Source organism: Erwinia aeris (assembly GCF_041224955.1).
In the GTDB taxonomy this organism is placed as follows: domain Bacteria; phylum Pseudomonadota; class Gammaproteobacteria; order Enterobacterales; family Enterobacteriaceae; genus Erwinia; species Erwinia aeris.
Genome location: NZ_JBGFFX010000001.1, coordinates 166,715 through 191,720, shown reverse-complemented (window position 1 = coordinate 191,720; position 25,006 = coordinate 166,715). Strand labels below are relative to the sequence as shown.

General features: G+C 49.9%; 40 protein-coding genes. 15 read left to right on the top strand and 25 right to left on the bottom strand.

Annotated elements, in window-relative coordinates:
• Positions 1–8: 8 nt before the first annotated feature.
• The 8 genes from AB6T85_RS00990 to AB6T85_RS00955 form a co-directional block, all read right to left on the bottom strand.
• Positions 9–1,085 carry a major capsid protein gene (locus AB6T85_RS00990; protein ID WP_369894620.1) on the bottom strand — a complete coding sequence of 359 codons (1,077 nt, stop codon included), beginning with the start codon at positions 1,083–1,085 and terminating at the stop codon, positions 9–11.
• Positions 1,086–1,096: 11 nt separating this feature from the next.
• Positions 1,097–1,537 carry a hypothetical protein gene (locus AB6T85_RS00985; RefSeq protein WP_369894619.1) on the bottom strand — a complete coding sequence of 147 codons (441 nt, stop codon included), beginning with the start codon at positions 1,535–1,537 and terminating at the stop codon, positions 1,097–1,099.
• A 3-nt stretch (positions 1,538–1,540) separates the two neighbouring features.
• Entirely contained in the window at positions 1,541–2,938 is a 1,398-nt protein-coding gene (locus AB6T85_RS00980; RefSeq protein WP_369894618.1) for a DUF2213 domain-containing protein, read from the bottom strand.
• 80 nt (positions 2,939–3,018) lie between these two features.
• Complete coding sequence (locus AB6T85_RS00975) at positions 3,019–3,438, bottom strand: hypothetical protein (RefSeq protein WP_369894617.1); 420 nt, start codon at positions 3,436–3,438, stop codon at positions 3,019–3,021.
• A gap of 54 nt (positions 3,439–3,492) precedes the next feature.
• A complete protein-coding gene (locus AB6T85_RS00970; RefSeq protein WP_369894821.1) occupies positions 3,493–4,449 on the bottom strand; it encodes a phage minor head protein in 957 nt (318 codons plus the stop codon).
• Positions 4,397–5,854 carry a DUF1073 domain-containing protein gene (locus AB6T85_RS00965; RefSeq protein WP_369894616.1) on the bottom strand — a complete coding sequence of 486 codons (1,458 nt, stop codon included), beginning with the start codon at positions 5,852–5,854 and terminating at the stop codon, positions 4,397–4,399. The genes AB6T85_RS00970 and AB6T85_RS00965 overlap by 53 nt, the downstream gene beginning before the upstream one ends.
• Positions 5,855–5,863: 9 nt before the next feature.
• A complete protein-coding gene (locus tag AB6T85_RS00960) occupies positions 5,864–7,411 on the bottom strand; it encodes a terminase large subunit domain-containing protein (protein ID WP_369894615.1) in 1,548 nt (515 codons plus the stop codon).
• A complete protein-coding gene (locus AB6T85_RS00955) occupies positions 7,408–7,980 on the bottom strand; it encodes a terminase small subunit (protein ID WP_369894614.1) in 573 nt (190 codons plus the stop codon). Before AB6T85_RS00955 ends, AB6T85_RS00960 begins: the two co-directional genes overlap by 4 nt.
• A gap of 20 nt (positions 7,981–8,000) precedes the next feature.
• Here AB6T85_RS00955 and AB6T85_RS00950 point away from each other — a divergent pair, with 20 nt between their 5' ends.
• Entirely contained in the window at positions 8,001–8,447 is a 447-nt protein-coding gene (locus AB6T85_RS00950; protein WP_369894613.1) for a hypothetical protein, read from the top strand.
• A 104-nt stretch (positions 8,448–8,551) separates the two neighbouring features.
• On the opposite strand, the gene AB6T85_RS00945 is transcribed toward AB6T85_RS00950, so the two are convergent.
• From AB6T85_RS00945 to AB6T85_RS00865, 17 genes are all read right to left on the bottom strand, one after another.
• On the bottom strand, positions 8,552–8,770 hold the full coding sequence (locus AB6T85_RS00945; protein ID WP_369894612.1) for a hypothetical protein: 219 nt from the start codon (positions 8,768–8,770) through the stop codon (positions 8,552–8,554).
• A 104-nt stretch (positions 8,771–8,874) separates the two neighbouring features.
• On the bottom strand, positions 8,875–9,360 hold the full coding sequence (locus AB6T85_RS00940; RefSeq protein ID WP_369894611.1) for a GIY-YIG nuclease family protein: 486 nt from the start codon (positions 9,358–9,360) through the stop codon (positions 8,875–8,877).
• A gap of 193 nt (positions 9,361–9,553) precedes the next feature.
• Positions 9,554–9,745: a hypothetical protein gene (locus AB6T85_RS00935; RefSeq protein WP_440135763.1), complete on the bottom strand. Its 192-nt coding sequence runs from the start codon at positions 9,743–9,745 to the stop codon at positions 9,554–9,556.
• The gene (locus tag AB6T85_RS00930) at positions 9,699–10,133 is read right to left on the bottom strand and encodes an Rz lytic protein (RefSeq protein ID WP_369894609.1); all 435 of its coding nucleotides are present in this window, start codon (positions 10,131–10,133) and stop codon (positions 9,699–9,701) included. The genes AB6T85_RS00935 and AB6T85_RS00930 overlap by 47 nt, the downstream gene beginning before the upstream one ends.
• A complete protein-coding gene (locus AB6T85_RS00925; RefSeq protein ID WP_369894608.1) occupies positions 10,130–10,567 on the bottom strand; it encodes a lysozyme in 438 nt (145 codons plus the stop codon). Before AB6T85_RS00925 ends, AB6T85_RS00930 begins: the two co-directional genes overlap by 4 nt.
• On the bottom strand, positions 10,551–10,901 hold the full coding sequence (locus AB6T85_RS00920; protein ID WP_369894607.1) for a phage holin, lambda family: 351 nt from the start codon (positions 10,899–10,901) through the stop codon (positions 10,551–10,553). Before AB6T85_RS00920 ends, AB6T85_RS00925 begins: the two co-directional genes overlap by 17 nt.
• A 427-nt stretch (positions 10,902–11,328) precedes the next feature.
• The gene (locus AB6T85_RS00915; RefSeq protein ID WP_369894606.1) at positions 11,329–11,718 is read right to left on the bottom strand and encodes a hypothetical protein; all 390 of its coding nucleotides are present in this window, start codon (positions 11,716–11,718) and stop codon (positions 11,329–11,331) included.
• A gap of 211 nt (positions 11,719–11,929) precedes the next feature.
• On the bottom strand, positions 11,930–12,544 hold the full coding sequence (locus AB6T85_RS00910; protein WP_369894605.1) for a hypothetical protein: 615 nt from the start codon (positions 12,542–12,544) through the stop codon (positions 11,930–11,932).
• Positions 12,541–13,140: a recombination protein NinG gene (locus tag AB6T85_RS00905; RefSeq protein ID WP_369894604.1), complete on the bottom strand. Its 600-nt coding sequence runs from the start codon at positions 13,138–13,140 to the stop codon at positions 12,541–12,543. The genes AB6T85_RS00910 and AB6T85_RS00905 overlap by 4 nt, the downstream gene beginning before the upstream one ends.
• Positions 13,137–13,565, bottom strand: coding sequence for a YbcN family protein (locus AB6T85_RS00900; protein ID WP_369894603.1), 429 nt, complete (start codon positions 13,563–13,565; stop codon positions 13,137–13,139). Before AB6T85_RS00900 ends, AB6T85_RS00905 begins: the two co-directional genes overlap by 4 nt.
• A gap of 18 nt (positions 13,566–13,583) precedes the next feature.
• Positions 13,584–13,766 carry a hypothetical protein gene (locus AB6T85_RS00895; protein ID WP_253460930.1) on the bottom strand — a complete coding sequence of 61 codons (183 nt, stop codon included), beginning with the start codon at positions 13,764–13,766 and terminating at the stop codon, positions 13,584–13,586.
• Positions 13,756–14,112 (bottom strand): hypothetical protein, encoded by a 357-nt coding sequence (locus tag AB6T85_RS00890; RefSeq protein WP_253460928.1) that lies wholly within the window; start codon positions 14,110–14,112, stop codon positions 13,756–13,758. The genes AB6T85_RS00895 and AB6T85_RS00890 overlap by 11 nt, the downstream gene beginning before the upstream one ends.
• Before the next feature lie 176 nt (positions 14,113–14,288).
• Positions 14,289–15,050 carry a replication protein P gene (locus AB6T85_RS00885; RefSeq protein ID WP_369894602.1) on the bottom strand — a complete coding sequence of 254 codons (762 nt, stop codon included), beginning with the start codon at positions 15,048–15,050 and terminating at the stop codon, positions 14,289–14,291.
• Positions 15,047–15,769, bottom strand: a complete 723-nt coding sequence (locus AB6T85_RS00880) for a helix-turn-helix domain-containing protein (RefSeq protein ID WP_369894601.1) — start codon at positions 15,767–15,769, stop codon at positions 15,047–15,049. The genes AB6T85_RS00885 and AB6T85_RS00880 overlap by 4 nt, the downstream gene beginning before the upstream one ends.
• Positions 15,770–15,779: 10 nt before the next feature.
• Positions 15,780–16,601 (bottom strand): ParB/RepB/Spo0J family partition protein, encoded by an 822-nt coding sequence (locus AB6T85_RS00875; RefSeq protein ID WP_369894600.1) that lies wholly within the window; start codon positions 16,599–16,601, stop codon positions 15,780–15,782.
• A 34-nt stretch (positions 16,602–16,635) separates the two neighbouring features.
• Complete coding sequence (locus tag AB6T85_RS00870; protein ID WP_369894599.1) at positions 16,636–16,914, bottom strand: CII family transcriptional regulator; 279 nt, start codon at positions 16,912–16,914, stop codon at positions 16,636–16,638.
• A gap of 110 nt (positions 16,915–17,024) precedes the next feature.
• A complete protein-coding gene (locus AB6T85_RS00865; protein ID WP_369894598.1) occupies positions 17,025–17,228 on the bottom strand; it encodes a Cro/CI family transcriptional regulator in 204 nt (67 codons plus the stop codon).
• Between the two features lie 101 nt (positions 17,229–17,329).
• Here AB6T85_RS00865 and AB6T85_RS00860 point away from each other — a divergent pair, with 101 nt between their 5' ends.
• The 14 genes from AB6T85_RS00860 to AB6T85_RS00795 all read left to right on the top strand — a co-directional run bounded on the left by AB6T85_RS00860 (position 17,330) and on the right by AB6T85_RS00795 (position 24,959).
• Complete coding sequence (locus AB6T85_RS00860; protein ID WP_369894597.1) at positions 17,330–18,037, top strand: LexA family protein; 708 nt, start codon at positions 17,330–17,332, stop codon at positions 18,035–18,037.
• 304 nt (positions 18,038–18,341) lie between these two features.
• On the top strand, positions 18,342–19,160 hold the full coding sequence (locus AB6T85_RS00855) for a hypothetical protein (RefSeq protein ID WP_369894596.1): 819 nt from the start codon (positions 18,342–18,344) through the stop codon (positions 19,158–19,160).
• Positions 19,157–19,963 carry a DUF3037 domain-containing protein gene (locus AB6T85_RS00850; RefSeq protein WP_369894595.1) on the top strand — a complete coding sequence of 269 codons (807 nt, stop codon included), beginning with the start codon at positions 19,157–19,159 and terminating at the stop codon, positions 19,961–19,963. The genes AB6T85_RS00855 and AB6T85_RS00850 overlap by 4 nt, the downstream gene beginning before the upstream one ends.
• A gap of 478 nt (positions 19,964–20,441) precedes the next feature.
• Positions 20,442–20,693 (top strand): transcriptional antitermination N peptide, encoded by a 252-nt coding sequence (locus AB6T85_RS00845; protein ID WP_369894594.1) that lies wholly within the window; start codon positions 20,442–20,444, stop codon positions 20,691–20,693.
• Positions 20,693–20,983 carry a hypothetical protein gene (locus tag AB6T85_RS00840; RefSeq protein ID WP_369894593.1) on the top strand — a complete coding sequence of 97 codons (291 nt, stop codon included), beginning with the start codon at positions 20,693–20,695 and terminating at the stop codon, positions 20,981–20,983. The genes AB6T85_RS00845 and AB6T85_RS00840 overlap by 1 nt, the downstream gene beginning before the upstream one ends.
• Before the next feature lie 62 nt (positions 20,984–21,045).
• Complete coding sequence (locus AB6T85_RS00835) at positions 21,046–21,270, top strand: DUF551 domain-containing protein (RefSeq protein WP_369894592.1); 225 nt, start codon at positions 21,046–21,048, stop codon at positions 21,268–21,270.
• Positions 21,271–21,331: 61 nt separating this feature from the next.
• Entirely contained in the window at positions 21,332–21,487 is a 156-nt protein-coding gene (locus AB6T85_RS00830; RefSeq protein WP_369894591.1) for a hypothetical protein, read from the top strand.
• A 153-nt stretch (positions 21,488–21,640) separates the two neighbouring features.
• Entirely contained in the window at positions 21,641–21,808 is a 168-nt protein-coding gene (locus AB6T85_RS00825; protein WP_369894590.1) for a hypothetical protein, read from the top strand.
• The gene (gamL, locus tag AB6T85_RS00820) at positions 21,805–22,092 is read left to right on the top strand and encodes a host nuclease inhibitor GamL (protein WP_369894589.1); all 288 of its coding nucleotides are present in this window, start codon (positions 21,805–21,807) and stop codon (positions 22,090–22,092) included. The genes AB6T85_RS00825 and gamL overlap by 4 nt, the downstream gene beginning before the upstream one ends.
• Positions 22,092–22,841, top strand: a complete 750-nt coding sequence (locus tag AB6T85_RS00815; protein ID WP_369894588.1) for an ERF family protein — start codon at positions 22,092–22,094, stop codon at positions 22,839–22,841. Before gamL ends, AB6T85_RS00815 begins: the two co-directional genes overlap by 1 nt.
• Entirely contained in the window at positions 22,841–23,521 is a 681-nt protein-coding gene (locus AB6T85_RS00810; protein WP_369894820.1) for a lambda exonuclease family protein, read from the top strand. The genes AB6T85_RS00815 and AB6T85_RS00810 overlap by 1 nt, the downstream gene beginning before the upstream one ends.
• A 3-nt stretch (positions 23,522–23,524) precedes the next feature.
• On the top strand, positions 23,525–23,935 hold the full coding sequence (locus AB6T85_RS00805) for an HTH domain-containing protein (protein ID WP_369894587.1): 411 nt from the start codon (positions 23,525–23,527) through the stop codon (positions 23,933–23,935).
• Position 23,936: 1 nt separating this feature from the next.
• A complete protein-coding gene (locus tag AB6T85_RS00800; protein ID WP_369894586.1) occupies positions 23,937–24,464 on the top strand; it encodes a hypothetical protein in 528 nt (175 codons plus the stop codon).
• A gap of 255 nt (positions 24,465–24,719) precedes the next feature.
• Positions 24,720–24,959, top strand: coding sequence for a hypothetical protein (locus AB6T85_RS00795; RefSeq protein ID WP_369894585.1), 240 nt, complete (start codon positions 24,720–24,722; stop codon positions 24,957–24,959).
• The last annotated feature ends 47 nt before the right edge of the window (positions 24,960–25,006 follow it).

Here is a 25,006-nt window from a genome sequence, read left to right as displayed (position 1 = left end):
ATGTTTCCTTAGCTTGAAGCGTGAACGACAGAGAAGTGCCCATTGATGTCCTGCTTGACCATCAGGCCTGCAGCGCCCCAAGTGCGCCACACGTAATCACTGTTATAGAACTGACGCGGATCGGCGACGGTGCCAAATGCCTGGCCTACGATTGGTGCGATGACACCAGCACCCAATGGGACGATAAGGATTTCATTGCCAGTTAATTCGGCATCTTCCTTAATTGCCTCAACGCCTGACAGCTTCAGAATCTCTTCCAGAACAGTACGCAGCGAGTTCACGTCATAGTACTGTTCCCAGTTCGACATGATTTCGCTGGAGACATACCAGGTCTGCTTGCCATACTGCAGGTTTTGTAACTTCAGCACGTCACGCAGCGCGATTGCCTGTTGGCGAATAGCTTTCGGATCTGAGCTTGTTGCAAAGTTAAAGCTCAGCGTGATTTGCGCTACGCGCTCATCTGCCCGCAATCCTTTCCAAGTGTAATCGTCGAATTTAATGAAGTTGCCAGCAGCGTCGCGGAAGCCATCCCAGATAAAGTTCACATACTGGCGGCGAACATCATCAACAGAGCCAGACTGTGCATCAGCGAGTGATGACAGTGCGGATCCTTTGTTGAAAACCGGGTCGCGCCAGTTAAATTTGAAGCCGCTGTCGTGAATCGGCACCATCGTGCCGTCGAAGGTGTAGCTCTTGGCATCAAGCGCGGCACCAATTTGACCGGACATTGACGTATGCGCCCAGCCGCGACCGCCTTTGCGGGCGTACTCGTACACTGATTCCTCCAGGCGAACGGAGCGCGACAGCGGCATCAGGTCGTTCAGCAGCGTAAACTCGGTGTTAGGCTCAAATTCGGCTAGCACTGTTTGGTCATACGCCTTATAGAGGCGGCGGATGTCGTCGATCGCGTTTACCGCATCCAGAATTGGCGCGTTAGCGGCTTCACCACGCACCCGCGTGCGTGCGATAAAATCAGCCACTGCCTGGGCGCTGGCATTACGGGCAAACTGAAGCTCCTGAAACTGAGCCTGGTTGGCCTCAAGATTCCGGGTCTCGGTTGCCTTCTTAGTGGAAAATACAAACATGCAGGTGCTCCTTACTTAATGACAATACGCAGGAGTTCGCCTGCTGTCGCAATGGTGTATGCGTTGTCTTCTTCAACAAAGCAGCGCGTAGATTCGCCTGTGGCTTTCGCTTTAACGCGACCGTTAGCGATCGCCAGCGGCTGGCCTTTGGTATACGTGCCGGTCTCCGCAGGAACGTTAAAGAAAACGCCTTCAGTCGGGTGGAATGCAACAACCCAGTCGCCAGCGGCGATCGTGTCATCGACTGTTTTGCAGCGCAGGTAGTCATAGTTCGCGACATACAGAATCGCATCCTCATTACCATCCACGGACGCTGTGAATTTCTTGGTGGTGTCGTCGAAGTAGCCGATAGTGCCTGGCTGTGTGGCTGCAGCCACGGCGCCTTCGCGATGCAGTTGCGGGTTATGGAAGATACCGCCCGCGTGAATGACATGCTTTCCGTCTTTAGCCATTATTTACTCCGGCATTTCGCTGACTGACTGATTAGAGTTGACCTGGCGGAAAGAACCATTCAGGCCGGTAGAGGTCTGGCACTGTGCGTACAGGCCATCCAGCGCTGCACCATCGAGAGCATTGACGGCCAGATCGTCCAGGCCAAACTTCGCTTTCACGGCATTGCGCTTTTCGCCCTTTTCTTTGTCGGCGTTAACTGCCATCCCGCTTTCAATGGTGATCAGTTTGTCGGCAAATGGCTTGAACCATGCTGGTGCCACCTCACTGTTCGTTGCTGTTTCTTTGGCTTTCTTGTCAGTTTCTTCTTTCTCTTTCTTGGCCTTTTCATCGGCTTCGGCTTTCGCTTTAGCGTCATCAGCAGCCATCTGGTTATAGGCATCCATCAGCTCAGCGTCGGTCTTGCCTTCAGTCGGCTTACCAGCGGCTTTAAGCGCGTTTACAATCATGTCTTTCATCGGATTATCTTCTCCGTTGGTTTTAATTTCGTACTCAGTAGGTTTGCGCACGACTTCTTGGCGATCTCCGACGAATTCAGCGGTGCCGTCATCGTTGATCAGGTACTTCTGTTTGAAATGACGCGAGTCATCCTGGTATATGAATGCATCAGGCCACACCGTCTCCGGCCAGAGCCATTTATCATCCGTGCGCCCTTCTCTCAGCTTGTCGCTGATTGCGCGCTGGATGTCGTCAAATGAGAAATTGGAGGCGTTGGTGAAATAGAACTTTGTTTTATTGAGCAGGCCTTCTTTCGTACAGTCAGCTGCAGAGGCCAAATCAGCGGTTTCTGTTTCAACCTCTTGCGTTGAGTTGTCCGCATTTACGAAGATGCCAACGCCGTCATCTGGAGTGGCCGCGCCGGGCTCATCCAGCAGGATCGCAACATGGTCAAACCGCATGTTGCGCGCCACCCATGAGTAGCTCTTCCCTTTCGACTTGCCTTTGTTCTGCTCCCGGCTTAACAGCAGGCCGGTAGAGACATGGATTGGCTCGGCGGCTAAGTTAGCCTGCATCTCTTCAATGCGTGCCAGCACGCGCTTGCCGTTTTCCGTGGCAGAGGCGTATCGCTTGTTGATCTTCATATCCATGACGACACGGTCGCCATCTTTGCGGACATTCTCAGCCCATGCCCCAACATGGAACTTGTTAACCGCGCGTGGGTTGCTGGCGCTGACATACTCATTCCCGATCTTCGGGTGCTGCAATGGCATTGGGTTGCCCTCAATGCTCATAAAGCTTTTGTTAATCTCCGCCGCCGGGTACAGGCCGCCATTCATGACAACGTCATCCACGACAGGCACAACGCCACGAATGACGATATGCTCGTCACCGTCGATGGTTTCGGTTGAGATGTTTGCAGCATTGATGGCGAGGGATTTAACGTGGATGCTGGATAGCTTCACGTTGCGTCCTCATTGGTGGATTCAAGGTAATAAAAAACCTGCCGGAGCAGGTTGCTTATGTACAAATTTTGAAAGTAGATTTATTCAGTCAGATTTATACATTGAACGGACACATAATTTCTGGTCGCCGCCTTTACTTCTCCAACCGCTTTTTTTGCTGCTAGGCCAAAGTCTTCTTTTTCATTTTCATATAGGCCTGCGATTTTTTTGTCAGCGATTTCTTGAATATGATCGCAAGTTGCATTTTTCTGCAACGCACTAGCTATAAATTTATCTAAAGAAGCTGTCATATCACTTGCTGCCAATGCACCTGCTGTGTTGGGAGATTCCATACCTTTGTCAGTAAAAGAATTTGTCAGCAACCCCAATTTGGTCATAGCATGGCCTAATTCAAATTGAGCTCGCATTACGTCTGTACTGTCAGCTATAACAGACGTGGTGAAAAGCATAATACATACCAGCAATTTTATTTTAACGGTCAGGGTTGGCCTAACTTTCATTTTCTTACCTTAAATGCTTGAGTTTTAGCAGTTTATTTAATGTGTGTATTAATGCTAATCCTGCCATCCTTTTCTTTCCTGCGCTAGTCTTTCAATCAGCCCTTCGTTAACCAACTTCCCATGCTCATCCAAAATACACGGAATCTGGTTGCAGTAGCAGTGATAGCGGTTGCCATCGCGGCTATACCATTCGCGAACCTCTTCAACCGTGCGCGTCTTTCCATGCCAGAAAGCATGATTGGTTCGTGTGGTAGGTTTCAACGCAGACAGATGCAGCAAGGCTGTGTTTAGCCCCAACCTTTCTTTTGCCCAATCCGTTTCCTGCCACTGAGCCTCACGCAAAGCTCCGACCTGCTCTGTCTGCGCCATGTTCTTGGCTCGGGCCATTGAGACGTCGAGCCTCTGGCTGATGATGCGCGCCGTTTCTTTTGGGTTGATTCCGCGACCTATCGAATCTGCTATCACATTAGCCAGGTCACCACGTGCCCGGTCAGACTCAAGCAGCCAGTCGCTGTACGTCGATACGTACGCTGCTGCAACCTGATTCTGGTATGCAGCCGAACTGAGCAGCTGATGAAGCGTCGTCTGCTGCTCATAGATGGGCGACTGCACCGACAGGTTGGTGAAAGCCTGCTGAGTGCCTCGCTCATACTCTGCAGCGACGTACTGCAACGCCCATAAGTTGTTGCTGCCGCCTTCCAGCAGATAATCATCAAGGATTAGCTGAACACGCTGCAGCAGGTCAGCCAGTTGAGGTGCCGACATGTCGTAGATATACGTGCCAGCATTCACCTGATAAATCACGTCGCCATGCACCGCATAGCTCTGCGTGTTGCTAGCCCTCTCCTGCCCGATTAATCGCTCATCGAATAGCCTCTTCAGCGCCACCTTAATCTGGTAGTAGCGATTCTCGATGTCACGGAACATCCGGTTAACAGGTCGAGCGGATTGGGTAGGGTCAGCTTTGTTGCGGGGTACTATTGGCGTCCCGATTCGGGTTTTCGCTGTCATCGTCATCTGTCAGCGGGTCCTTATCGGTTTGTTTGGCTTCAGGGTCGGGTGTTGCTGTTTCTTTAATTGGCTCTAGCTCACCAGCAGCGCGAATCTCATTCACCTCAACTGCCGATGTGCCGAATGCCTGCTGCGTCTTCTGGGCAACTTCAGCCAGGGCCTGCATGTTGGCGATCTTCTCTTTCTCACTTGGCGCAAGCAGATCAGACCATGCCAGTGTGACCTCGCCGGTTGATGGTGGGTCGATGATGCCGATCGTCCAGAAGCGCTCGATAACTCGAGTCACCAGGTCAGTCATGAATCCCCAGCGGCGGCCATTGCAACGCGTAGCCCATGCTGTCTTGTCTTCTTCAGAAGCAAGGTTGCCCGTCTGCTTGCCAAAGAGGATGTTGAACGGGCACTGAATCGTTGCGCAGAACTGGTTAGCCGATACGGTCCAACTCGGTGTTGGGTCAGCTGCTGCAACGGAGAGCACTGAAGTTTTACCTGATTGTGTTACTAACGCCGAATCGGTACCGCTATTAAGTTTGCGAACCTTGTCATTCATTGCGTCGCCAAGCGTTGCATATCCGGCCTCTTTTGCAGATTTGGCAATGGCAGCCATATCGGTTTGAGCATCGAATTCTGTAGCAAGCTGACGGCTGGCATTCTTCAGGAAACCTTCAGCGCTGCCGCCCTTCGTCTTCTCGATGTCCAACAGGTCGTTATAGCCGGCTTCAAGAAGGGGAATGCCGGATAGGATGTTCTCGTCCTCAGAGCCCTCGCATAGCAGGATGATGCGATCGGGATGCACCTGAACCGCGCGCGGGCTGCCCGTTGTTTTATCATCACCAACCGGCTGCTCGTTAAAGTGATAGCTGACCGGCTGGCCGTAGGTTTCCGAATGTGTGTCCACGTCCGTATTGCCGGGCGTAATCTGCGCTTCCCATGCCGGGATTAGCTTCACCAGAGCTTTCGAGCCAAGGCGCTTAACGATCGCGATATCTACCGGCTCACTCCAGTCCCGGTTATCCCTGACCTGAATCAGCAGAGCAGAGTACCGGCCAACCATATTGCGGCGATCGGCATCTTTAATCTTCGCCCAGTGCTTTTTCATCAGCTTGGTGACTGCCTTCTCCCAAGCTGTTGTGTTGGTTGATTCGCGGTATTCGTCGCCATCAATGATGGTTGGATTATCGGTCCAGCATGAATCAAGGAGCTTATGCACGGCTGCAAAGCCAGTTGACCCCCTGCGGTATTGCCGGTGAAAGTTATCAAAGGTTAGTTGCTCAGGATAACCAAACTCATCCCACAACTTTGTTCTCTTGGTATTGCCATTCATGCCTGCGTACAGCATGCGCTGGCGCCCTATAGCATCAGTAAGGGCGTTAACGAGGAATTGTGCCTCGGTTGTTAATTCACTCACTGGTGCTCCTTAGAAGAAGATTGCGCCTGTTTTCTTCGGCGAATGCAGTACGCGGTATCGGGTGGCGTCCCAGTCATGGTCTTCCTGAGTGGTATCCACGTCATCAGGCTTTTTATCGTCACGCACCAGCACAGGGACACGGCTTATCCAGCCACGGCAGTAGTCGAACACGTAGAAGGCGGGTTTTTCAGGCATGCCGCTTTCTGTCGTTTTGCCTTCGATTACCGCTTCGAGCATGTCGGCAAAAAGTGATGCACCATTAATACGGGAGCCTGGCTTTTTGTTTGATTCCACCCACTTCACGCCCTGCTTCTCCATCTTCTGGCCGATGGATAACTCGTTGTCAGCCGTGTTGTAAATGGCGCTGTCAGCAGGCCCCGGAATTACCTCTTTGCAAATGCCGGGCATGATATGCATCTGCCCTTGCTGCTTCGTTTCGTCCGGCTCGTCACACTCTTCCCCCTTGAGGCGTTTATCGACCCATGCAACGCCTTTAGCGACGTTAGTGGATGACATGTTCAGGCCTTTATTAAGCTCGTCAGGCGGGCAGCCGTACCACTCACCAATAAGAACCAGTGAGCCAGCGGGCGGGCAGAACTTTCCACCATCAGATAGCATTGCCTCTGTGCCATCAGATTGCGCCCACCACAGGTTGGAAAAAGGTTTCGACTCACCCCAGTCATGTGACCGGTCAACAGTCCATGTGTCAGGAATGGTGAATGGCTTAATGACGTGAAGTGACTCGTTCCACAGGTGGTCAAAACGACCCCCGCTGGTTACATCCCATGAGCCTTCAACCCATGCTTTGCGCTTATTCGGGTCTTTAATGCTCATCAGGGTCGCGATATATACGGGGTCGAGGTAAGGGTTCTCTTTGAATGATCCGTGTATCGCCACGCGCGTCAGAGTTATCTCTTCTTCCTGCTGTGTCTGCGGGTTAGGCACCATCTGCTTTTCACGGATAATGCTTCCACGCGGTGCAGGAGCAATAAAGCGCTTCTTAACCCATGTATGGCCAATGCCAAATGGGTTAGTTGTGTTGAATGTTTCAAGCGGGATGTTTGGCAATAATGTGCCATCTTCACGCGGGTAATCCTGCGGCCTGAATGACGATCGGCGACAAGAGAACATTGATTCGTAAAAGTCAGCATTAGGTTGCTTTGTCAGCTCGTTAAAGCCGATGAACGGGAATTCCTGGCCGTGATAATCCCAGTAGTCGTCAGCCTCCTTGCCGAAGCGGAAAAGAAGCTCTTCTCCCGTAGGCCATACCCATCGCAACTCCGAAGCTGAGTTCAGAAATCTGGCTCCATCACCGAAAAGGCGATACATACGCTTTGACTGAGTGATGATGTCGGCAAGGTTTTTGTATTCTGTGTCGAAGATGATGCCGCGCCAGAAAGTGCCGTATCCCAATCCAACCAGGCGGCGAAAGCGAGCAAGTTGTGCTGCCGTCTTGCCGGGTCCGCGAGTCCCCTCAAACAGGATTTCATCGCATGGGCAACTCATTGCCAGAGATTGTGATCCGGGCAAAGGCTTCCAAACTACGTTATAGCTCATTTGCCTAATACCTCGCTCTGCTGTTGCTGTGCGGCCGCCTCCCACTCTTCAGCACTGCTACATGATGGTACTGGCATGATGTTGTGAGTTGCGGTTACTTTCTGGTCTATCTGCTCTTTGAATGCCTGAACGCTAATGTGCTTACCGAGCAATTCGAGATTCTTCACCTTGTCCGGCCATTTAATCTTTTTGAGCATATTTTCGATTGTGGTTTCATCGAAGTTAGTGATGCTCGTATTGATGTCGAAACCGCTAAGGGTTGTACGCCAGACTTTGGGCCACTCGCTGATAGCCTTAATGCCACCGTCGTCTTTCAGGATGTCGAGCACATCCATTTGGTCAATTTCCACCAGCCGACGGAGCACGTATGCTGCGTCAATACTTACCTGCTCATTACGTTCAGCTTTTAGTTGCGCAATTCGCTCTTGCACATTAGGTTTTATAAGGTTTTCGCATGCGATAGTCGGTGCGGTTTTCTCGCTGTACCCCGCCCGAATGGCCGCTTGCGTGGCGTTCAAATCGATGAGGTACTCGCGACAAAACATTTCTTGTTTGCCGGTGAGTGCCATTTACTTTTCCAAGGGATGATATGCCTGAAATGATTAAAAGGTCTGCCAAAAACGCAGGTGATGCCGGAGAGTATTACGTTGCTTATATGCTATCCCGACTGGGTATCAGTGCCGCTTTAACTACAAGCGGTTCAAGTGCTGTCGATATCATTGCTACCATTGATGGTTCAAAAAGCATCAGTATTCAGGTTAAAGGATCGTGGGCCAGAAGTGCCCCACGCCAATGGATGGTAGGCAAGCATATTCCAGCCGTATCACCTGATTTCTTTTATGTGTTCTGTAACATGTCTGAAGACATTAACAACAATAATGTTCCTGAGATTTTTATCGTCCCAAGCTTAACCGTTGCAAACAATTCCACTTGGCACCATAGTGCGCCGCTTTTCAAAATAGCTAAAGGTGAGGATGAGCAGTACCTAGACCGCTGGGACCTTATTCAATCGGCTCTGGTACAGAGCCCAGTTTGATTACATAATCAGGCGCAAGTATCCCCGAGTTCCACCTTCATAAGCGTCTTATTCACCCCAATAAAAAACCGCCCGTAGGCGGCTTATTCAATAAGATGCAGTTGCTACTTACTCAGTGCTTTTTGAATTGCATCTGCAAGTGTTTCAATTTTTTCTGCTGCATGCTTCAAGTCTTCTTCAACTTTATCGGTCCTGGTGTTTGCTCCGCTTGCACCAGCAGATGCCTTAGCCAATTCTAAAGCAGCCTGAACAGCAAGAAGCCGCTGTTTCTGCTCTTGCGTAACACCAACTGGGGTATTTTTGCTGAAGTAATCTTCTAACATCACAACCTCCTTTCATAATGAAGGCTACACATTAGCGTTAAGAATGTTCTTAGTGAAGCAAAATTAATCATCATCAGGCCACTCGTAAATGCGCCTTGTGATGGTTACCGACTCACCAACAAATTACCGGGATAAGATGCCAACTCAGCAATTTGGTCATCCCTTAAGCTGAACCACTCACCATGCGCCCTGAAGCTGTCATACTTTTGGTGAAGCTCAGTTTCCAAGCATCTGTTGGCCAGTATCTTGGCTATCAGTTGGAGTCTCGCTCCGCTCATGTTTGATAATTCAGACACGCGCTTCTCAACTCTTGTGCTGAAGCCTATTTTTGTAAGCCCACTATCTTTTGCATGAAGAACGTAAACATGAGGAGCCCCTGTCGCCCTTTCTTTATTTGCTGCCATGAGGTCAAACATGAACCCCTGGCGAAGCAGAGCATCAAAGAACCCCGCGTTAACGCACCCGGACTCTCTTAACTCTTCTGATAGTTTTTCAATCTCAGACAGCACTTCCATTTCTCCGCTTTTAGTGCGGAGGAACTCTGAATAAAGCCGCCCTATTCTTGATGTTCTTTCGACAAAGTTTTTCAATGCGTCTTACCTTTTAGTGAATAAGCCTCGTTGCCCAGATAACCGTCCACAGAGAAGCCGCCGCTTATAACGGTTATCTCCGAAGCTGATCCCTGAAAGGCTCTGTGTGGTTAATGCGCCGGGCATGGCGCGGTGAAATGCATATAAAAAAGCCCCGTACTATGGCGAGGCTCTTGTGATATGGACTTCTGGTTTAGCGGGAAGATTCGATCTGTCGAATGGCCGCCCGGTCAATATTGGCCTGCCCCAGCAATCCGTACAGCTCTGCGGACAGCTCTACCGCCTGGCCGAACGTCATATTTTCCGGCACCGGCGGCACATCAATCTGGCTGGTCAACTCAGCGGGAAGCGGAAGGCTTGGCTGGCTGATTGTCCGGTACTCCACCAGCGGTTTTTGCTGCGTCGCGCAGCCGGTCAGCAGCGCCAGCGGGAACAGGAGCAACAGCGCACTTGTCCGCCGCAAGGTAACGTTTAATTTCACTCTGAAGCTTCCTGTTTTGCTGTGCTGTTTCTGCCCGTTGCTCGATAGCCTGAGACATGACGGCGTTTTGTTGATTCACTGCTGTGACCAGGTCATTTACTGAAGATGCGAGGCCATCGTTTTTAGAACGCAGGTCGGTAATCTGATCGTCTTTGCTGTTTGCCAGCTTCTCTAGTCGGTCATTGGTGGCCGTCAGCTGGGAGTTGCGGGCATTCAGCCCCCACAGGCAGACGCAGATAAGGCCGATGACGATGAGGTGCGAGTAGTTCCTGAAAAATCCGATGATGTTCATGTGTTGAACAGCTCCTTTTCTCGCTTGCGGCGCGGCAGAAGCAGATCCGCGATTGTACCGGCACGCTTCCACTGCAAAAGCTGTTCAGCGGCGCCCGCATAGTCTTTCGCGTTAAGCTTTTTCAGCAGCGTGGAATTAACGAAGGCTGTCCGGCCAACGTTGAAAACGAAGCTACACAATGCGTCGTACTGGTTCTGCGTCAGCGGCACTTTCACATTGCCGTTAATGGCTGACTCTGCCCAGGCCAGATCGCTTAACAGCAGGCTGGTGGACTGAGCGGGCGTGATGGTCATCCCTTTTGCGATCGGCTTACCATCCACCGTGCCGGTGTGCCCGACGCCAATAGTCCAGACGCCAACCGAATCAAGATAGGCCAGCAGCCTTTCGCCCTCTTCACGTTTGATAAAGGCAATGCCGTTATTGCTGATTTTCACTCGTGCCTCCCGTCTTCGTAGCTATCCAGCTGTGAAGCCTGGCGCTGATGTAGTCGTTGCCGACATAGCCGATATAGATCGCGAACACCTGCGCGGCCGCGTCCGGTACGTTCCAGTTGAGTAATGCGCCGATTACCTGAAGCGTGGGCGCGGCGAAAAATGCCAGTGCGCTGCACGAAACGGCGTCCAGAATGCGTTTACTCCAGGGGCTTTTTGCGTATGCACTGCGTAATAGTGAAAACATGCCCGCTACTCCGGCATATCCCCATTCTGTTTTGTGGCTGTAGAGCCAGATTAAGACGTTGGCCCAAAAGCCCGGATCTTGTGAAGACATGCTGTTATCCCGCCACCGGGATGATGGCGGCTTGCTGTTGATAAATAATAAGGTGCGCCATCCCGGCAGTTTCTCAGGGGAAAGCTTCAGTGATTCGGGGGCGCAAAAAAGAAAAGGCTGTTCTGTAGAGACCTTGGTTTGTTCATTTTTCAACTACTGAAGAATTTGCAGTAGTTCAATTTGGTGTGTGGTGGTCGGCGCTGAAATCCGACTCAGGGTTGTAGCAAGCCCCGCAAAGCGCGCACTACTGTAGTTGCGGCCCATCAGCCTGCGCATTCACCACAACGGCCAAGAGTATTGCGTCGCCAAACGGTTAGAGGCTAGTCGCCGCCAATATCAATGCCCTTGCCATTGTGCAGATTTTTGGCATTAAAAAAGCCACCCGGAGGCAGCCTCAAAATTCATTGTAACGCCTAATAAATGCGGATCAGTAAGTATCAATGATAATGTTGCTGTAAATTGGCTTCTGGTTACTATCGAAAAGATGAACCTGTGTAGGATAGTCGGTTTTAAAAATATTCATTGCGAGATAATTACCATTATCACATGAGAATAATCTCACCATCTGCTGCACCCCCTGAGAATTTACCTCTGGCCCCCTCTCGCTGACTTGCAAACATCTGCTGATCGCCCCTTTATCTAATGAATATATCAAAGACTCTTTTGCCAGTGTCATGGACAATCGACCATCTTGAGTAACGGCAGAATCATGAGACTGCTGACTGCCTTGATTATGGGTTTGTTCAGAAGAATGAGAGCTACAGGAGGAAACCATCATAACAGCGGAAGTAATAGAGATTAATAACGAACGGTTCATCTTCGACCTTTAAATCACAAAGAAAATATTCCTTATAATACAACTAACAACCACCAATGTGCTCACTTATTCTTTATTTAATGGCAAAAAGCCCCAGCGGTTAGGCCGGGGCTTTCTTTAATTCTGTTGCTCAACTACTTGTGTCACGAGCATATCAGAAAAGTACCAGGCCCACGTCTCGTTTTCAAGTTATTTTTGCAATATTTTGCATTTAAGCTGCAATTTTGTGATTTTTCCCATTCATTTCCTGCATTATCGAGTGATATACGGATGCCTCAAGCAATTCACGGCACCACCTGATACGCTTCCTGCTGGATTCAACGTGTATACCAGTCAGCCGCGATAGCTCTTTCGCAATATCTTGCGAGCATTTGCGCTCGCAGTAGTGCTTAATAGCCACATGCCGGATCGGATTATCTGGCGCGAATATCCGGGCGATAATGGATTCCACGAGGTCGGCATCTTCCTGTTCGTTGGCGCGGTCGAGAAGATTGCTGACTGAGCTCTGTGGATTGATAATCTGCTGGGCCTTCAGAAACAGATCATTGCCCTTGTAGCCCTGCTTATGCAGGTTATCGACCACTTCCATAATCCGGGCTGACTCCCGGTCGTTCCACTCTTTGCGAACCATCAGGCGGCCGATGACGCTGGTTTTTCCGCTGTCTGGCCCAACGCTGCCGCCGTACTTCTCTCCCCACACATCCAGCAGGCAACGCACCCAGGCGGATTGCAGTGGCGTAATAAGCTTTACCGGTTTGAGGTATCGCTTCTTCAGATCGGATTTGCGCATTACCTGGGCGAGTTGCGCTAAGGCGTCACTATTCATGCTGCTGCCTCTCTTTGTTTAATCAGCTCTCTGGTTTTCTGCCGGTAATGTTTCGCCAGCTCCTGCAATTCTTCCCGTGTCCACTTCTTCAGCTCATGCGGCTCCATAAGGCGATCGAAAGCAGCCTGCCCAATCTTCGCTATGAGCCTTGGCTTGTATTCACCAATATTGCCGGAGAGATACGAGTTGCAGTGCTCGCACTGGAGGTGGCAGTTTCTTTCGTCGTAACGGGTTTCTTTACTGGCGCCTACCGTGCGGTAGTGACCGGCATTCATCTTCGCGCCTGTGTTGCGATCGCAACTGATACAGGGCTGCCCGGCGTCTCGGGTGCGGATGAATTCGTTAAAGGCTGTCTGGGCTTGCTTATGGAAGTAACTGAGGGGTTGTACTGCTAACTTGCGGATTTTAATGCTTCGTCTTTCCTGCTGCGCTTCGTCTTTTCTTTTTTTCTCTCGGTCTGCCTCCCTTTTCTGAAGAGCGAATCGCGCTCCATGTTCAGGGCAACACCACCACGTTCGGAAATCCTGGTAGTGGAACCATTCACGGCATATTTTACAGCGCCGTCGCTTTGGCTTATTAGCGGTTGCCTTCATCATGCGACCTGTCTTTTTCTGAGTTGATTGTATTCGCTATCAGCCGGAACCGTCAGCCTGCACCCCACATTCAGCGCCCATGCTTCCACCTGTGTGAGGTAGTGGTGCATGTCGCCTGTGTCGAGGTCTGCTGTGTGCCTTAGCGTCTGTACCTGAGTTCGTCCACCAGTTACCACGTCGACCATCACGCGCTCTTCGTAACCCAGATAGGTGTGCTTCATCGCATCCTTGACCCATGCCGGGGACGCAAAGGGCTTGCCGCGCCTGATGAGATAAGCGCTTAGCTCTGCGTACCACATGTGCTGTAAGGAGTTCTGAGGGATGCTGCGTTGATCACGCCATTCTGTGATTTTGATGCGCCAGCGTTTGCCGGAAGATACGAGGTCGAAAAGCTGTTTGGTGAATTGGCCCAGGGTGGATTTGTGCAAACAAAAATCCTGCACGCTTCACCTCCGGTTGATGGTCTCCTGCACCTTAGCCAGGTCATCTTCCATCTTCGCCATAATCAGCTCGATAGTTTGATGGTTGTGGCCGCCGGTTTTATGGAACATTTTTAAAAGAGCCAGACCTGCGCTTACTTCAGATAGATGATCCGTTCGGGACTTAATTGGCATAATTTCAGCTGTCATAAGTTTCTCCTGATAAATTTTGGTTTGAATCGTCCTCAAACACCGATCCGGGTATAAGCACCAGATTACCCATCACTGACTGAACAACGGCTCTGAAAACGGCTTCAGGTAAGTCATGCCCTGTTGACGGTGTGCGTTCGTCGATAAAAGCCACAAATGTCCCCTTCTGGCCGCCTCCGCTGATGAAAATATGCAGGTTACCTATCAAGAACCCTGCCTTATCCCAGCGCCCGTTTAGATTGGCGGGCCATTGGCCACCAATAGATTTTAAGACTGCCCATTCAAGAGCTTTTCCCTCAAGAGCAATTACCGCTATAAACCTACCGTCCATGACACCCTCACCCATTTGGGAAGCCAGTATTTTTACGAAAGAATATTCATTATGTTAGATAAAGAAAATAACGCTACTTATGTCAAATTAAACTTAAGTGCGCAGGAAAATAACTAAGCTCTTACGCTGTAAATTTTCAAAACCCGCCCCCTTTCTTTGGCTTGCCCTGCTTCTCAAATTGCTGTGTCATTTCACACCAACCCTACCGACTTGCGGCGCTGGCATTCTGAATAAAGCCACTGCGCCGGAGTTACCGAACCCAGGACGCGGGCGTCTGGCATCCATCGCATTTTCAAATCGTCGCCAGTGGGCTGGTCGTTTACCGGCATCACGTCGCGCTTAACTTCCAGGCTGACTACCGGATCGGGAATGCTTTGGCCGGCAGCGACTTTTTTCGACCATTCGTCCAGCTGCTTCGCTGCGTACTTTTCAACTTCAGCCTCGCTCAGCTGGCGCTGGTACATGGCGCGGCGGGTATCGCAGACAATCCAGTACATGACGGGTTTCGACCATGGGAAGCGCTCCGCGCCGCCAGTGTACAATCCCTTATCACGGCTGTAGCGGTGGAACTCCTGCATGACCTCTTCCACGGTCACGCCGAGGATTACCGAACTGTCTTTGCACCAGCTGATGAATTTGCCAGGCGACGGCCAGAAGTCGGAGTTGCTCGCCCTGGCGTGCCGCACGCCTGCCGCCAGCTGGTCACGGGTTTTGATGCCGTTTTCGGCGAAGGCAGCGATCCACTGTCTCTTAGTGGTTTTCTCTTCCGCTTCGCTGCGCAGGCTGGTGCTGACCGCTGCCGGAAAAATTTGCTTCAGCTGGCGAAACAGCGAGTCAACCAGCTGTTCAGCTTCGCTGCTGATGATTTTCTCAGGTTGGTAACTTCCGCCAGCCATACGGGCCATAGCGGACGCGTCGCGATTGTTAATCGCCTCTACCAGTTGCAGGTTCATATGAAATCCTCCCAGCCTTCACGGCTGTTCCAGTGTGGGGTTTGCGGATTGGCTTGCTGATGTTTGCTGGGTTGATACTTCGGCTTAAACAGGCCCTGATAGCCGTTTGCGATACTGGTGTTGATTACTTCTGCCGGGTCGTGGCCTTCCTCAAAACACTCTTTCAGCAGGTTGAAAGCCTTGCTGACCGTCAGTGCCGTTTTGATGGGCTTCTTCGACTGGCTGCGGTACTGAACCCATTCCCTCCAGGCTTGTTCGTTTAGCCATTCAGGGATCGTTACTTCAAGGGGGTTAAAACCTTTCGATTCCCCTTTAGGGGATTTAGGGGTTATAGGTTCTTTTACTGGTTCAAAAGAGTGACTGGTTCTGGGTGACACTGTGTCACCAGGGGGTGGTGACTCTCTGTCACCAGGGGGGTGACTCTCTGTCACTACCCGTGGTGACTCTCTGTCACCATCTAAACTCAGATGGTAGATGTTGCTGGAGTTACCTTTCGGCCCAGGCCGATACTCTTTTCGCAGGAATCCAAACTCGCAGAGATCATCAATATGGCGCATTACCGAGCGCTTACTAATTTCACACTGGTCAGCAATATGCTGGTATGAAGGCCAGCACTCGCCTTTATCGTTGGCATTGTCAGCCAGCTTAATCAGCACCAGCTTTCTCAATGGATTGCCAACAGTGATGCTCATGGCTTTAGCCATTAAATTCATGCTCATGGTGGCGGCCTTACTGTGTTGATAGGGCAATCCCGGCGCAGTATGCAGCCAGGATGCGCTGAATTTCGTTTGCTGTGCCATGCGAGAGGATTAGATGGTCGAAATCGCCATAGCGCGCGTGCTGCGCATCCACCAGCAGCTCAACCAGCCGCCGCGCTTTCTTAGCGCTGAATTGCGGCATTGCGTCGCTTTTCGTGAGCTTCTTTTTCCCGGCGGCGCGGGCTTTGTCCATCTGCGCCAGCGCTACCGATTCCGCGGCGGCGCCATGCTGCTGAGAAAGAGCAACCGCCGTTGTCGGTGCCACCTCGCCGGACTTAACCATCGCGATCAGGCCGTCGCCGCATTCCAGTAATTGCAGGTGATAATTCACGTCAGCCACCGAGCGCTTTACCTTCTTCGCTATCTCAGCCACTTCCCAACCCTGATTACTGAGGCGTTGGTATGCCGCTGCGCGTTCCAGCGGTGCCAGCGCCTTACCCTGTGAGCTGGTTACCATGAACGCAATGCGATCGGCCTCAGTACCCACGAAGTCCTTGCACTCTAGCCGGGGGATTTCGGTACCGGATTCAGTGGCCGCGATAGCACCGTAGTAACGGTGATGGCCGTCGATAATCTTTACGCCTTGTTCCGTTACCTGCACCGCCAGCGGCGGAACAAACTCGCCAGCGATAAACGCATCGCGAAATTCAGCAGCATGCTCCTGGTCGATTTCGCGCACGTTATAGCCCGGCTCGACATACAGCTCGCTCAGCGGCACCAGAAACGTTTTTTTAACGGTCGTTTCAGTGCCGTTTTTGTCTTTTGCCTTGTAAAGCAGTGATAAAGAACTCATAATTACTCCTGTGAATTGATCCAGTCTTTTCGCATCAGGCCTCGAAGCTGTTAGCGCAGCTCGGGGCTTTTTCTTTTATCAGAAGCAGCGCCACCTGTTTAGCCAGGCTCGCAAGTTCCTCGTCCTCTACGCCCCATTCCAGAACAGCCAGAAGCATGCTCATTTTCGGGATAAAACTGTCCTTCCATCGCGTGATCTGCGATTCGTTGATACCCAGCTCAGACGCTACGTTACGCTGTCCTCTCATCGCTATACGGTTGAGGATGTTGCTTGTAATTGCGTTGGCTTTCTTGCGGGTACTTGTGATTTCCATCTTGGATAATGTCCGTGTTGATTAGTTAGTTACGTGGGAAGGCCGTATGCCTTCACGTTGTTGTTTGGGGTGAAACACCCGCAGCCAGATTGTTTAAAGAGCAGTACTACTTAAGCGGCCTGAATATCACGTTTGCTACTGGGGAATGGCTTAAGTTCCTCGGCAATCACCTGTCCATTTTCAAAGATGGTGACCGTGATATTTCTCCCTGATGAAAGAGCTTTACTGATGGCGCTTTGACGTACATTGAAAATCTCAGCGGCCTTCTCTTGCCCGTTCCGGGAGACGAATACTGACAACGGCAGTTTTTCCATGATTGTCTCCTTTAAAACAGAACCTATTATCACCAATAGTAATGGAATAGTCAACACTACTGGTGATTGGTGATTATTCCTTGCGGTTATAAAATGGCAGTATGAAAAAGAAACCTTTAACACCAGAGCAGATCGCCGACGCCAACCGGCTAAAAGCGATATTTGATAACAAAAAGAAAGTTCTTGGCTTGTCTCAAGAGACTCTGGCTGAGCGGATGGGCATGGGACAAAGCGGTGTAGCGCAGCTGCTGAATGGCTCAAATGCTATCGGCCCGGCCCATGCAGCCAGGCTAGCCAAAATACTTGGTGTTTCGGTAGAAGATTTCAGCCCTAGTATTGCGGCGGAAATTGCTGACATGTACGCATCTTTGCAGGGTGCACCAGCTGCGAAGCCACAATATGAGTACCCTCTCTTTGCGCATGTCCAGGCTGGCCCTTTTGCTGAGGTTGGCAGCTACACAGCCAGTGATGCTAAGGCATGGGTGCCAACGACGAAGAAAGCCAGCGAGAAAGCATTCTGGCTTGAGGTTAAGGGTCACTCTATGACGGCACCGCAGGGCGTACGCCCAAGCTTTCCGGAAGGCATGCTGATTCTGGTTGATCCGGCAGAAACGGTTAACGCAGGAGATTTCTGTGTGGCGGCTGCGAACGGTGATTCAGAGGCAACCTTCAAGAAATATGACCTCGATTCAGGCATAAGCTACCTGGTGCCACTAAACCCGGCATACAGGACGATCGACTGCGACCACAGCATCCGCATCATTGGCAAAGTGGTTAAGGCCCAGTGGCCGGAAGAGACTTTTCGATAAGCCTTAGATAGTGGCCTAATTTTCATTCAGTCAATTAGGGTAAAGATACTGCAAAATTTGAAGCGGAAATAAAAATAATTTTGTATAAATGACCCGGGTTTTCCGCTTCTAGACTACTGATCATTTATCAGGATTTTCGAAAATCTTTTTTTAAGTTAGGATTAATCTTAAATAAAGATAATATATCTGCTGCTTTTGCTTTTTATCCTTCTTTGGGTAGACGCCAGAATACATTATTTTCAGTGTAAAAAATAATCGCTAATTAATTGAGGTATCTATGCCCATAAGTTGGAGAGGTAAAAAAGTGGAAAATGATGAAGAAAGCCTTTTGCATGAAAAACCTGAGCAAGGTAACCTTTTTGAACTGGAATTTAATGAATATACCCCGTCAGGCTTAGGTACCGCGCACTTGTCCGGCTTTGCAATCGCTAGCGACGAGATGGAGTATGCAGTAAAGGGTGTAGAAGGATCAACGTCAATCCCTGTACAAAACCCAGGGCAAGTCCCGGCAGCCGAGTGGTTTTGTACAAAACTAGCTGAACTTTGTGGTATAGCGACTCCGGTCTGCAAAGTTTTGAAATGTATTTCAGATGGGGAATACGTTTTTGGTTCTCGCATTGAATTTTCTGCGTGGAAAAGCGGCTTAAATGAAGCGCAATGGTTGAATATACTGTTTAATGCTTCCGATTCATTGAAAAAACAAATGTGGGCTATCTATGCATTTGACCAATTCGTTCATAACATTGATAGGCATTTAAACAATTATCTTTATATGGAAAATAGTAGGGGGCAAGTAATTGTAAAAACCTTTGACTTCAGCCTGAGCTCTTTCGTAATAGGTTGGCCAAGAAGTACTGCCATTACGCTGCCTACAGACTCAAGTACCTGTATTAACTGGAGTGTGGCCAAGCAGTTCATCGGTGATGCCCCTGAACTCAGAGTGGTAGCTATAAACATCCTTGACAAGATTGAAAGGATTGATGTAAGAACAATCTCTGATATACTCGCCGCCATGCCTGAGCAATGGATGCCTCCTATGCACAGGGAATACCTACTAAAATGGTGGGACAGTAGAGACAGAATTTTGCGTTTAGAAGCCATTAAGGCGGAGATAAGTTCATGAAAACATACAAGTACAGCTTAATCAGGGTCACCCCTAACCTTGAAAAAGGCGAAACGATTAATGTTGGACTGATTGTATACTTGGACAACGATATAGACGTACGCATGCTTCACTCCGTCTCAAAACTTCGAGCCATTGATAAAAGCCTGGATTTAAATTATCTAGAAGAGCTTACTGGAAATTTATTTAAGCTCTCAAGTACGATAAATGATTATAAGATTCTCCCTAAGCTTTTTAGGGGTTCACTATCTCTTTCGGATTTTGGCATGTTTACCGTTGATGACGCTCAAGGTTATGAAGCCAAGATGAATGAATTGATGAACAGGTTGGTTAATCCACACAGGAAAACTTATAAACGCATCAATAAAAAAATATTTTTTGATATTAAAGAAAAGTTTAGTCGGCAAGGGATACTTGGTAAATTTAATGAAGATATTTTGGACCACAAAGTTGTCGCTAATTACCCCATTAGTACTGACGAAGGTCTAGTTGCTGATTTTTTGCTGAAAAATGGAAAGTATCATTTAACTGAAACAATTGATTTTCGTTCAGAGAATATAAAAAAACAAATGGGCGAGGCTGCTTTGAGTGCATTAACCATCAGTAAAGCTTGTGAAATTTACCAAAATATTGACTCTTTTGTGATTTATGCAGCAGAAACAACTTCACAGGAAAATAGTGCAAAGCACCAGTTAAACTTGCTGGAAAAACATACCGATAAACTAATAAACGCTTTTAGCCATGAAGATATGAAATCATATTATGAAAAGATGATGGATGCAGCTTCTATGCTTCATTCCTAACATTTTATAATATTTGCCCGCCTCTGCGGGCTTTTTTGTATTTGAACCAATCCACCCTCAGCTTGATTAGCATCAATACCCACCCGGCCAGAACCCTTATCATACGACCTACAAAACAACGATGACAGCTACCGTTTGCCCGCAGCCCCCTGCGGGCTTTTTTTGTGGCTGTAATCCAGGTAACTCCTCTAAGAACCCTAGCCTGTAAAAAAATAAATTTCCTTTAAATTCATAAATATCAGCACCGCTCGTAATATTTTATCACCGCTAGTGTTGACTATAAAATTACTAATAGTGATACTAGTTCCATCAGCAGGACGCTGGCAGACACGAAACGGACTTACCGCTCTTTAACAATCAGGATTGAGGGTGATACACCCCACCAAAGTGAAGTTGGCTTTGGGGTTCAGCTGACCAACAGAACGCCAACACCAGGGCGGGTCGGTTGAACCACCTAAGCCAATTACAGGAGACAACCATGCCACGCAATAAGCAAAAGAATCTGGCCCGCGCCGCAGCGCACCGGGCTGAGAAAGCCGGGCAGCAGCGTTTTGAACGCAAGATTGAAGCAGCGCTTACCGGCTGTTCTGACCGCGTACTGAAAGCAGTTACGCAAGCGCCGAACTGGCGCGTTAAGGATCAGCCAAGCGCTGACAATATCTGCCTGGGCGATGTGGCTATCTACAACGCCGGGTTCCGCAAGCCAACAGAGACAGTAACAGCGAGGTAATGATGGAACGTTTTGCAAAAGTTTTTGAAGCGCACGATCGCCAGATTTTGGTGCGCAAAGGTGAAGACAGCGATGGCGATGCTGCACTCTTCATTATCACTATGTTTGAAGGCGCCGAAATGTCATTGAACCTTAATTTTGGTGATGACGAAGAAGCACTAGATAAAGCGCTGGAGTCTTTTACCCAGGAGCAAGCGGATCACTTCGGTAAGCAATTTGAAGGACAGACCTCTGCCTTTCAGGCCTTCCAGAAGCTAACCGGTAATACAGCAGAAGACGACGAAGAATAAGGCCGCATAAGCGGCTTTTTTTACGCCTGAATAATGGGGAAATAACCCTGTAAGGAGAGAAGATGGAGTGGATTGATTGCGAAGAATCTCTTCCAGAGCCTAATCAGACGGTTCTTGTAAATGATCTGAATGGTGAGGGCGTATTAATAGCGTGGCGCTCTCTGTGGAGAGGTGTAGGAGGAAAACCTACTGGCGATTGGCAGTGGGTTTTTCAGGTGCAAGGTATTGAGGAAGAAGACGTGGAAATTAAACAATGGCTTGCCTACCCCGCCCCACCCACTGAGTAACAACCCAAGCCGCTCTTGCGAGAACGGCTGATGATGTTACCCGTTAATCAGAGAGGAAATCATGTCACACGAAGAAAAAATCTCATACGTACAGCAAGCGATGGTGCATGGCTGCCCGTCTTATTTTGGTCTTAATGAGAATGAAGTTAGCCAGCTAGCTCCTGATAAATTAGAAATTGAATTTGACTGCGCCAAAAACTGGAATGGCGAAGAGTAACAACCCAATGCCGCCACTATGACGGCATGACGATGTTACCCATCATCCACTGACCTATTTGCCCGCCACCACGCGGGCTTTTTTATGTCTGCAAATCACTGCTGGTTCACGAGCCGGCACTGATATGCAACCCACTAACTAAGGAAATCACCCATGCAAATCGCTATTGCAGGGGCGGCATGCGGTCGCCCTTTCCACGCTATCAACAGCATCCAGTTTCACCGTTCCAACATTCTGACCAGCGCGTCATTCACCCCGCCGCCGCGCAAAAGCTGGCTGCAGCGCCTTTGGGAAATTCTTCGCGCGGAGGGTCGCCCGTGAACAGATTTTCAATGTATGACCGCGTGCAGCAGATGCGCGATGACGCTGCTGAAGTGCAGGTAGCTAAAGACGAGTGGATCCGCGAGAAGGCCGACGAGCTGGCCCGTGATTTTCCGCAGTGTGCGATGGATTTTTACCGCCCATCGCTGGGCCTGTCGCCCTATCGCGTCGGCCTCGACTCTGACACGGCGCAGGATGCCTACGCAATTTTTGTTGAATCAGTATGCCTTGCTAAAGCAAAGGAGCTTTATAGCGAGGCGAAGTTTATGGGAGAAGTAGCGTAATGAGTCAGTTAATCGAAAGAGAACAGCCGGAAAGCGCTGTTGCCGTAAATGCACCGATGCGCCTGATTGAAATGGCCGTGTCGAATAATGCCGACATTGAGAAGCTGGAAAAGCTTCTTGATTTGCAAACAAAGTGGGATGCCGAGCAAGCCCGAAAAAGCTACCTGCAGGCTATGGCCTCATTTCAGGCTGCGTTACCAACCATCAAAAAGCTGAAATCTGCGGATTTCGGTCAGGGTAAAGCCAAATACAAATACGCGTCGCTCGATGATATTGCCGAGCAAATTCGACCTTACCTTGAGCAATTTGGCCTTTCTTACCGCTTTGAACAGACAATGAATAACGGAACTATCAACGTCAAATGCATTGCCAGCCACAAAGATGGACATTCAGAAAGCTGCGAGATGATCGCCGCGCCTGACGCGTCGGGTGGGAAAAATAATATTCAGCAGTCTGCATCTACGGTTACATATCTTCGCCGCTACACGCTAACTGGCGCCCTCGGTGTCGTTACAGCTGATGAAGATATTGATGGCCGGTTGCCACAAAAGGCCGCTGAAGGCCTGTCCGTTTCTACCCTAAAGAACATTAACGATTATCTGGTAACCATGGATAAAACATGGGATGCCGACCTGTTGCCGCTGTGCTCTAAAGTTTTCGGGCGAGAAATCACTAAGCCGGAAGAGATGACGGAGGCTGAGGCTAAAAAGGCGTTCGATTTTCTGAAAGCGAGGGCCAGAACAGCATGATAGAAGCTGATCTTATCCTGCAGCGCACCGGCGTCGATGTGCGGGTTATCGAACAAGGTGGCGAAGACTGGCAGCGTCTGCGCCTGGGCGTGATAACCGCCTCTGAAGTTTCCAACGTTATCGCAAAACCGCGCAGCGGCACGAAGTGGCCGGACATGAAAACCTCGTACTTCCACACCCTACTCGCTGAAGTCTGTACCGGCGTCGCGCCGGAAGTAAACGCGAAAGCGCTGGCGTGGGGCAAGCAGCACGAGGAATCAGCGCGGGTACTTTTCGAGTTCACATCAGGCGTTGATGTGACAGAAGCGCCGATCCTCTACCGAGATGAAACGATGCGCACCGCCTGCTCTCCTGACGGCCTGTGCAGCGACGGGCGCGGCCTTGAGTTGAAGTGCCCTTTCACTTCCCGCGACTTCATGAAATTCCGCCTGGGCGGTTTTGATGCCATCAAGTCGGCTTACATGGCTCAGGTGCAATACAGCATGTGGGTAACCGGCAAGGATGCCTGGTATTTCGCAAATTACGATCCGCGCATGAAGCGCGAAGGTATCCATCACGTCATCGTCGAGCGCGACGAAAAATATATCGCCAGTTTTGAAGATGCCGTGCCGGAGTTCATCGAAAAGATGGATCTGGCGCTGGCGGAAATCGGCTTCGAGTTTGGCGATCAGTGGAGGTGATAATTGAAGAAAATCGCAATGTATCGGCGTGGCCGCGATGGCTGCGCTAATGCTGGCCTGAAAGAAAAAATCATGTGGCAGCTGAGCAAAGAGCCGATGACCGGCCAGCAGCTGGCGCAGATACTGAAGATCTCCATTCGCACCATCCACGACAACCTTTCCGATTCTGTCCTGCTTAACCAGAAAGTAGCCACGGTAACGGCCGGCGAATGGTTCTCGAATGAATATGGCGTCCGTGACCGGGTTTATACCGCGCCGCGAAATCCGAAACGCGTGGCAGTGAAGAATAAAACGATCGTCATCAGCAACCGCTCATTCTCCCAGGTCGGCGAAGAGAACCGGCAAAAGAACATCATCGCGGCACAACGTCGCGCCCGGCTGATTGCGGCTGGCCTCTACATCACGGAGCTATGAAATGACTGAATACTATGTAAGCGGCGTTATCGAAATTGAAGGTACTTGCGGACGCGTGACGGATGAAGACGCTGAATTCTTCACGCTGTATGGGAAAGATGATCAGGGCCTTAGTCAGTGCATTGCCGATTTCACAGATCGGCTATCGGCTGAAGCGGCGATGCAGGTTTATCAGGAGCGCGACGCCCTTCAGCAGCAGGTGAACGCGCTGGCGGCTGAGGTTGAGTGTATGCGAGAGCAATCAGAGGTAGTTTACGCCGCTGGGTATAATCATGGTCATTTGCACACTGTCGACGGTATCGCCTATGCACCGGGGGTTAAGGACGATTTTTATCACAGCGCTTTGCAGGTGATGGCAGAAGTTGAAACCCCAGCAACCGATGCCATCAAGCGCCAATGGATGGCTGAGGGAGTTGAGCAGTTTGCGGCCTTCTGGGAGAGCCGCTGTCGCCATAATGACACTTTTGTAGGTGGTGAGGCATCAAACTACGCCGCCCAGCTCCGCCAGCCAGAGGAGAAAGGCCAATGAAGCCATCATTGCTCCTCAGGGCTGGCAGCTTTTACCGGTAGAGCCGACACAAAATATGGTGGATGCGCACATGAATGGTGTCGTATCTGGAGGGTTTCAATGCGGATACCGCGCCATGCTCGCCGCTGCCCCCACCTCATGATAGCCATCAACCTCGCATTCATAGCCCTGATAGTGTGGGCTGTGTGGAAGGATTGATTTAATTGCTGTATTTTATGTTATTAAATAATCAGTTTGATTCACGGGGAAAGTAAATTGAACGAAGACTATTTGATATTTACAAGCTGGTCCAGCAGCAAGCCAGCAAAGTACCTGGCTGGCTTAGAGAAGATTAGCGTTCTTGAATCAGACAAGCCACGCATTTGGAAAAGCCTAAATGTTTATCGATTCGAGTCGGGCGGTGATCATTACAACGTCGCTGCTGAATATCCTCCCTTACAGGATGAGGTAGATAAAGCGGTAAGAGCATTTAAGCCAGAACCGATTATTTACTAATTAAATTTAAGCCACCCGCGAGGTGGTTTTTTTACGCCCAAATTTCA

What these genes read in the sequence shown, in the direction of transcription:
- AB6T85_RS00990 (WP_369894620.1), bottom strand. Translation starts at nt 1,085, where the DNA reads ATGTTTGTATTTTCCACTAAGAAGGCAACCGAGACCCGGAATCTTGAG.
- AB6T85_RS00985 (WP_369894619.1), bottom strand. Translation starts at nt 1,537, where the DNA reads ATGGCTAAAGACGGAAAGCATGTCATTCACGCGGGCGGTATCTTCCAT.
- AB6T85_RS00975 (WP_369894617.1), bottom strand. Translation starts at nt 3,438, where the DNA reads ATGAAAGTTAGGCCAACCCTGACCGTTAAAATAAAATTGCTGGTATGT.
- AB6T85_RS00970 (WP_369894821.1), bottom strand. Translation starts at nt 4,449, where the DNA reads ATGACAGCGAAAACCCGAATCGGGACGCCAATAGTACCCCGCAACAAA.
- AB6T85_RS00960 (WP_369894615.1), bottom strand. Translation starts at nt 7,411, where the DNA reads ATGAGCTATAACGTAGTTTGGAAGCCTTTGCCCGGATCACAATCTCTG.
- AB6T85_RS00955 (WP_369894614.1), bottom strand. Translation starts at nt 7,980, where the DNA reads ATGGCACTCACCGGCAAACAAGAAATGTTTTGTCGCGAGTACCTCATC.
- AB6T85_RS00950 (WP_369894613.1), top strand. Translation starts at nt 8,001, where the DNA reads ATGCCTGAAATGATTAAAAGGTCTGCCAAAAACGCAGGTGATGCCGGA.
- AB6T85_RS00945 (WP_369894612.1), bottom strand. Translation starts at nt 8,770, where the DNA reads ATGTTAGAAGATTACTTCAGCAAAAATACCCCAGTTGGTGTTACGCAA.
- AB6T85_RS00930 (WP_369894609.1), bottom strand. Translation starts at nt 10,133, where the DNA reads ATGAACATCATCGGATTTTTCAGGAACTACTCGCACCTCATCGTCATC.
- AB6T85_RS00920 (WP_369894607.1), bottom strand. Translation starts at nt 10,901, where the DNA reads ATGTCTTCACAAGATCCGGGCTTTTGGGCCAACGTCTTAATCTGGCTC.
- AB6T85_RS00915 (WP_369894606.1), bottom strand. Translation starts at nt 11,718, where the DNA reads ATGAACCGTTCGTTATTAATCTCTATTACTTCCGCTGTTATGATGGTT.
- AB6T85_RS00910 (WP_369894605.1), bottom strand. Translation starts at nt 12,544, where the DNA reads ATGAATAGTGACGCCTTAGCGCAACTCGCCCAGGTAATGCGCAAATCC.
- AB6T85_RS00905 (WP_369894604.1), bottom strand. Translation starts at nt 13,140, where the DNA reads ATGATGAAGGCAACCGCTAATAAGCCAAAGCGACGGCGCTGTAAAATA.
- AB6T85_RS00895 (WP_253460930.1), bottom strand. Translation starts at nt 13,766, where the DNA reads ATGACAGCTGAAATTATGCCAATTAAGTCCCGAACGGATCATCTATCT.
- AB6T85_RS00890 (WP_253460928.1), bottom strand. Translation starts at nt 14,112, where the DNA reads ATGGGTGAGGGTGTCATGGACGGTAGGTTTATAGCGGTAATTGCTCTT.
- AB6T85_RS00885 (WP_369894602.1), bottom strand. Translation starts at nt 15,050, where the DNA reads ATGAACCTGCAACTGGTAGAGGCGATTAACAATCGCGACGCGTCCGCT.
- AB6T85_RS00880 (WP_369894601.1), bottom strand. Translation starts at nt 15,769, where the DNA reads ATGAGCATGAATTTAATGGCTAAAGCCATGAGCATCACTGTTGGCAAT.
- AB6T85_RS00875 (WP_369894600.1), bottom strand. Translation starts at nt 16,601, where the DNA reads ATGAGTTCTTTATCACTGCTTTACAAGGCAAAAGACAAAAACGGCACT.
- AB6T85_RS00870 (WP_369894599.1), bottom strand. Translation starts at nt 16,914, where the DNA reads ATGGAAATCACAAGTACCCGCAAGAAAGCCAACGCAATTACAAGCAAC.
- AB6T85_RS00865 (WP_369894598.1), bottom strand. Translation starts at nt 17,228, where the DNA reads ATGGAAAAACTGCCGTTGTCAGTATTCGTCTCCCGGAACGGGCAAGAG.
- AB6T85_RS00860 (WP_369894597.1), top strand. Translation starts at nt 17,330, where the DNA reads ATGAAAAAGAAACCTTTAACACCAGAGCAGATCGCCGACGCCAACCGG.
- AB6T85_RS00850 (WP_369894595.1), top strand. Translation starts at nt 19,157, where the DNA reads ATGAAAACATACAAGTACAGCTTAATCAGGGTCACCCCTAACCTTGAA.
- AB6T85_RS00845 (WP_369894594.1), top strand. Translation starts at nt 20,442, where the DNA reads ATGCCACGCAATAAGCAAAAGAATCTGGCCCGCGCCGCAGCGCACCGG.
- AB6T85_RS00840 (WP_369894593.1), top strand. Translation starts at nt 20,693, where the DNA reads ATGATGGAACGTTTTGCAAAAGTTTTTGAAGCGCACGATCGCCAGATT.
- AB6T85_RS00835 (WP_369894592.1), top strand. Translation starts at nt 21,046, where the DNA reads ATGGAGTGGATTGATTGCGAAGAATCTCTTCCAGAGCCTAATCAGACG.
- AB6T85_RS00830 (WP_369894591.1), top strand. Translation starts at nt 21,332, where the DNA reads ATGTCACACGAAGAAAAAATCTCATACGTACAGCAAGCGATGGTGCAT.
- AB6T85_RS00825 (WP_369894590.1), top strand. Translation starts at nt 21,641, where the DNA reads ATGCAAATCGCTATTGCAGGGGCGGCATGCGGTCGCCCTTTCCACGCT.
- AB6T85_RS00815 (WP_369894588.1), top strand. Translation starts at nt 22,092, where the DNA reads ATGAGTCAGTTAATCGAAAGAGAACAGCCGGAAAGCGCTGTTGCCGTA.
- AB6T85_RS00800 (WP_369894586.1), top strand. Translation starts at nt 23,937, where the DNA reads ATGACTGAATACTATGTAAGCGGCGTTATCGAAATTGAAGGTACTTGC.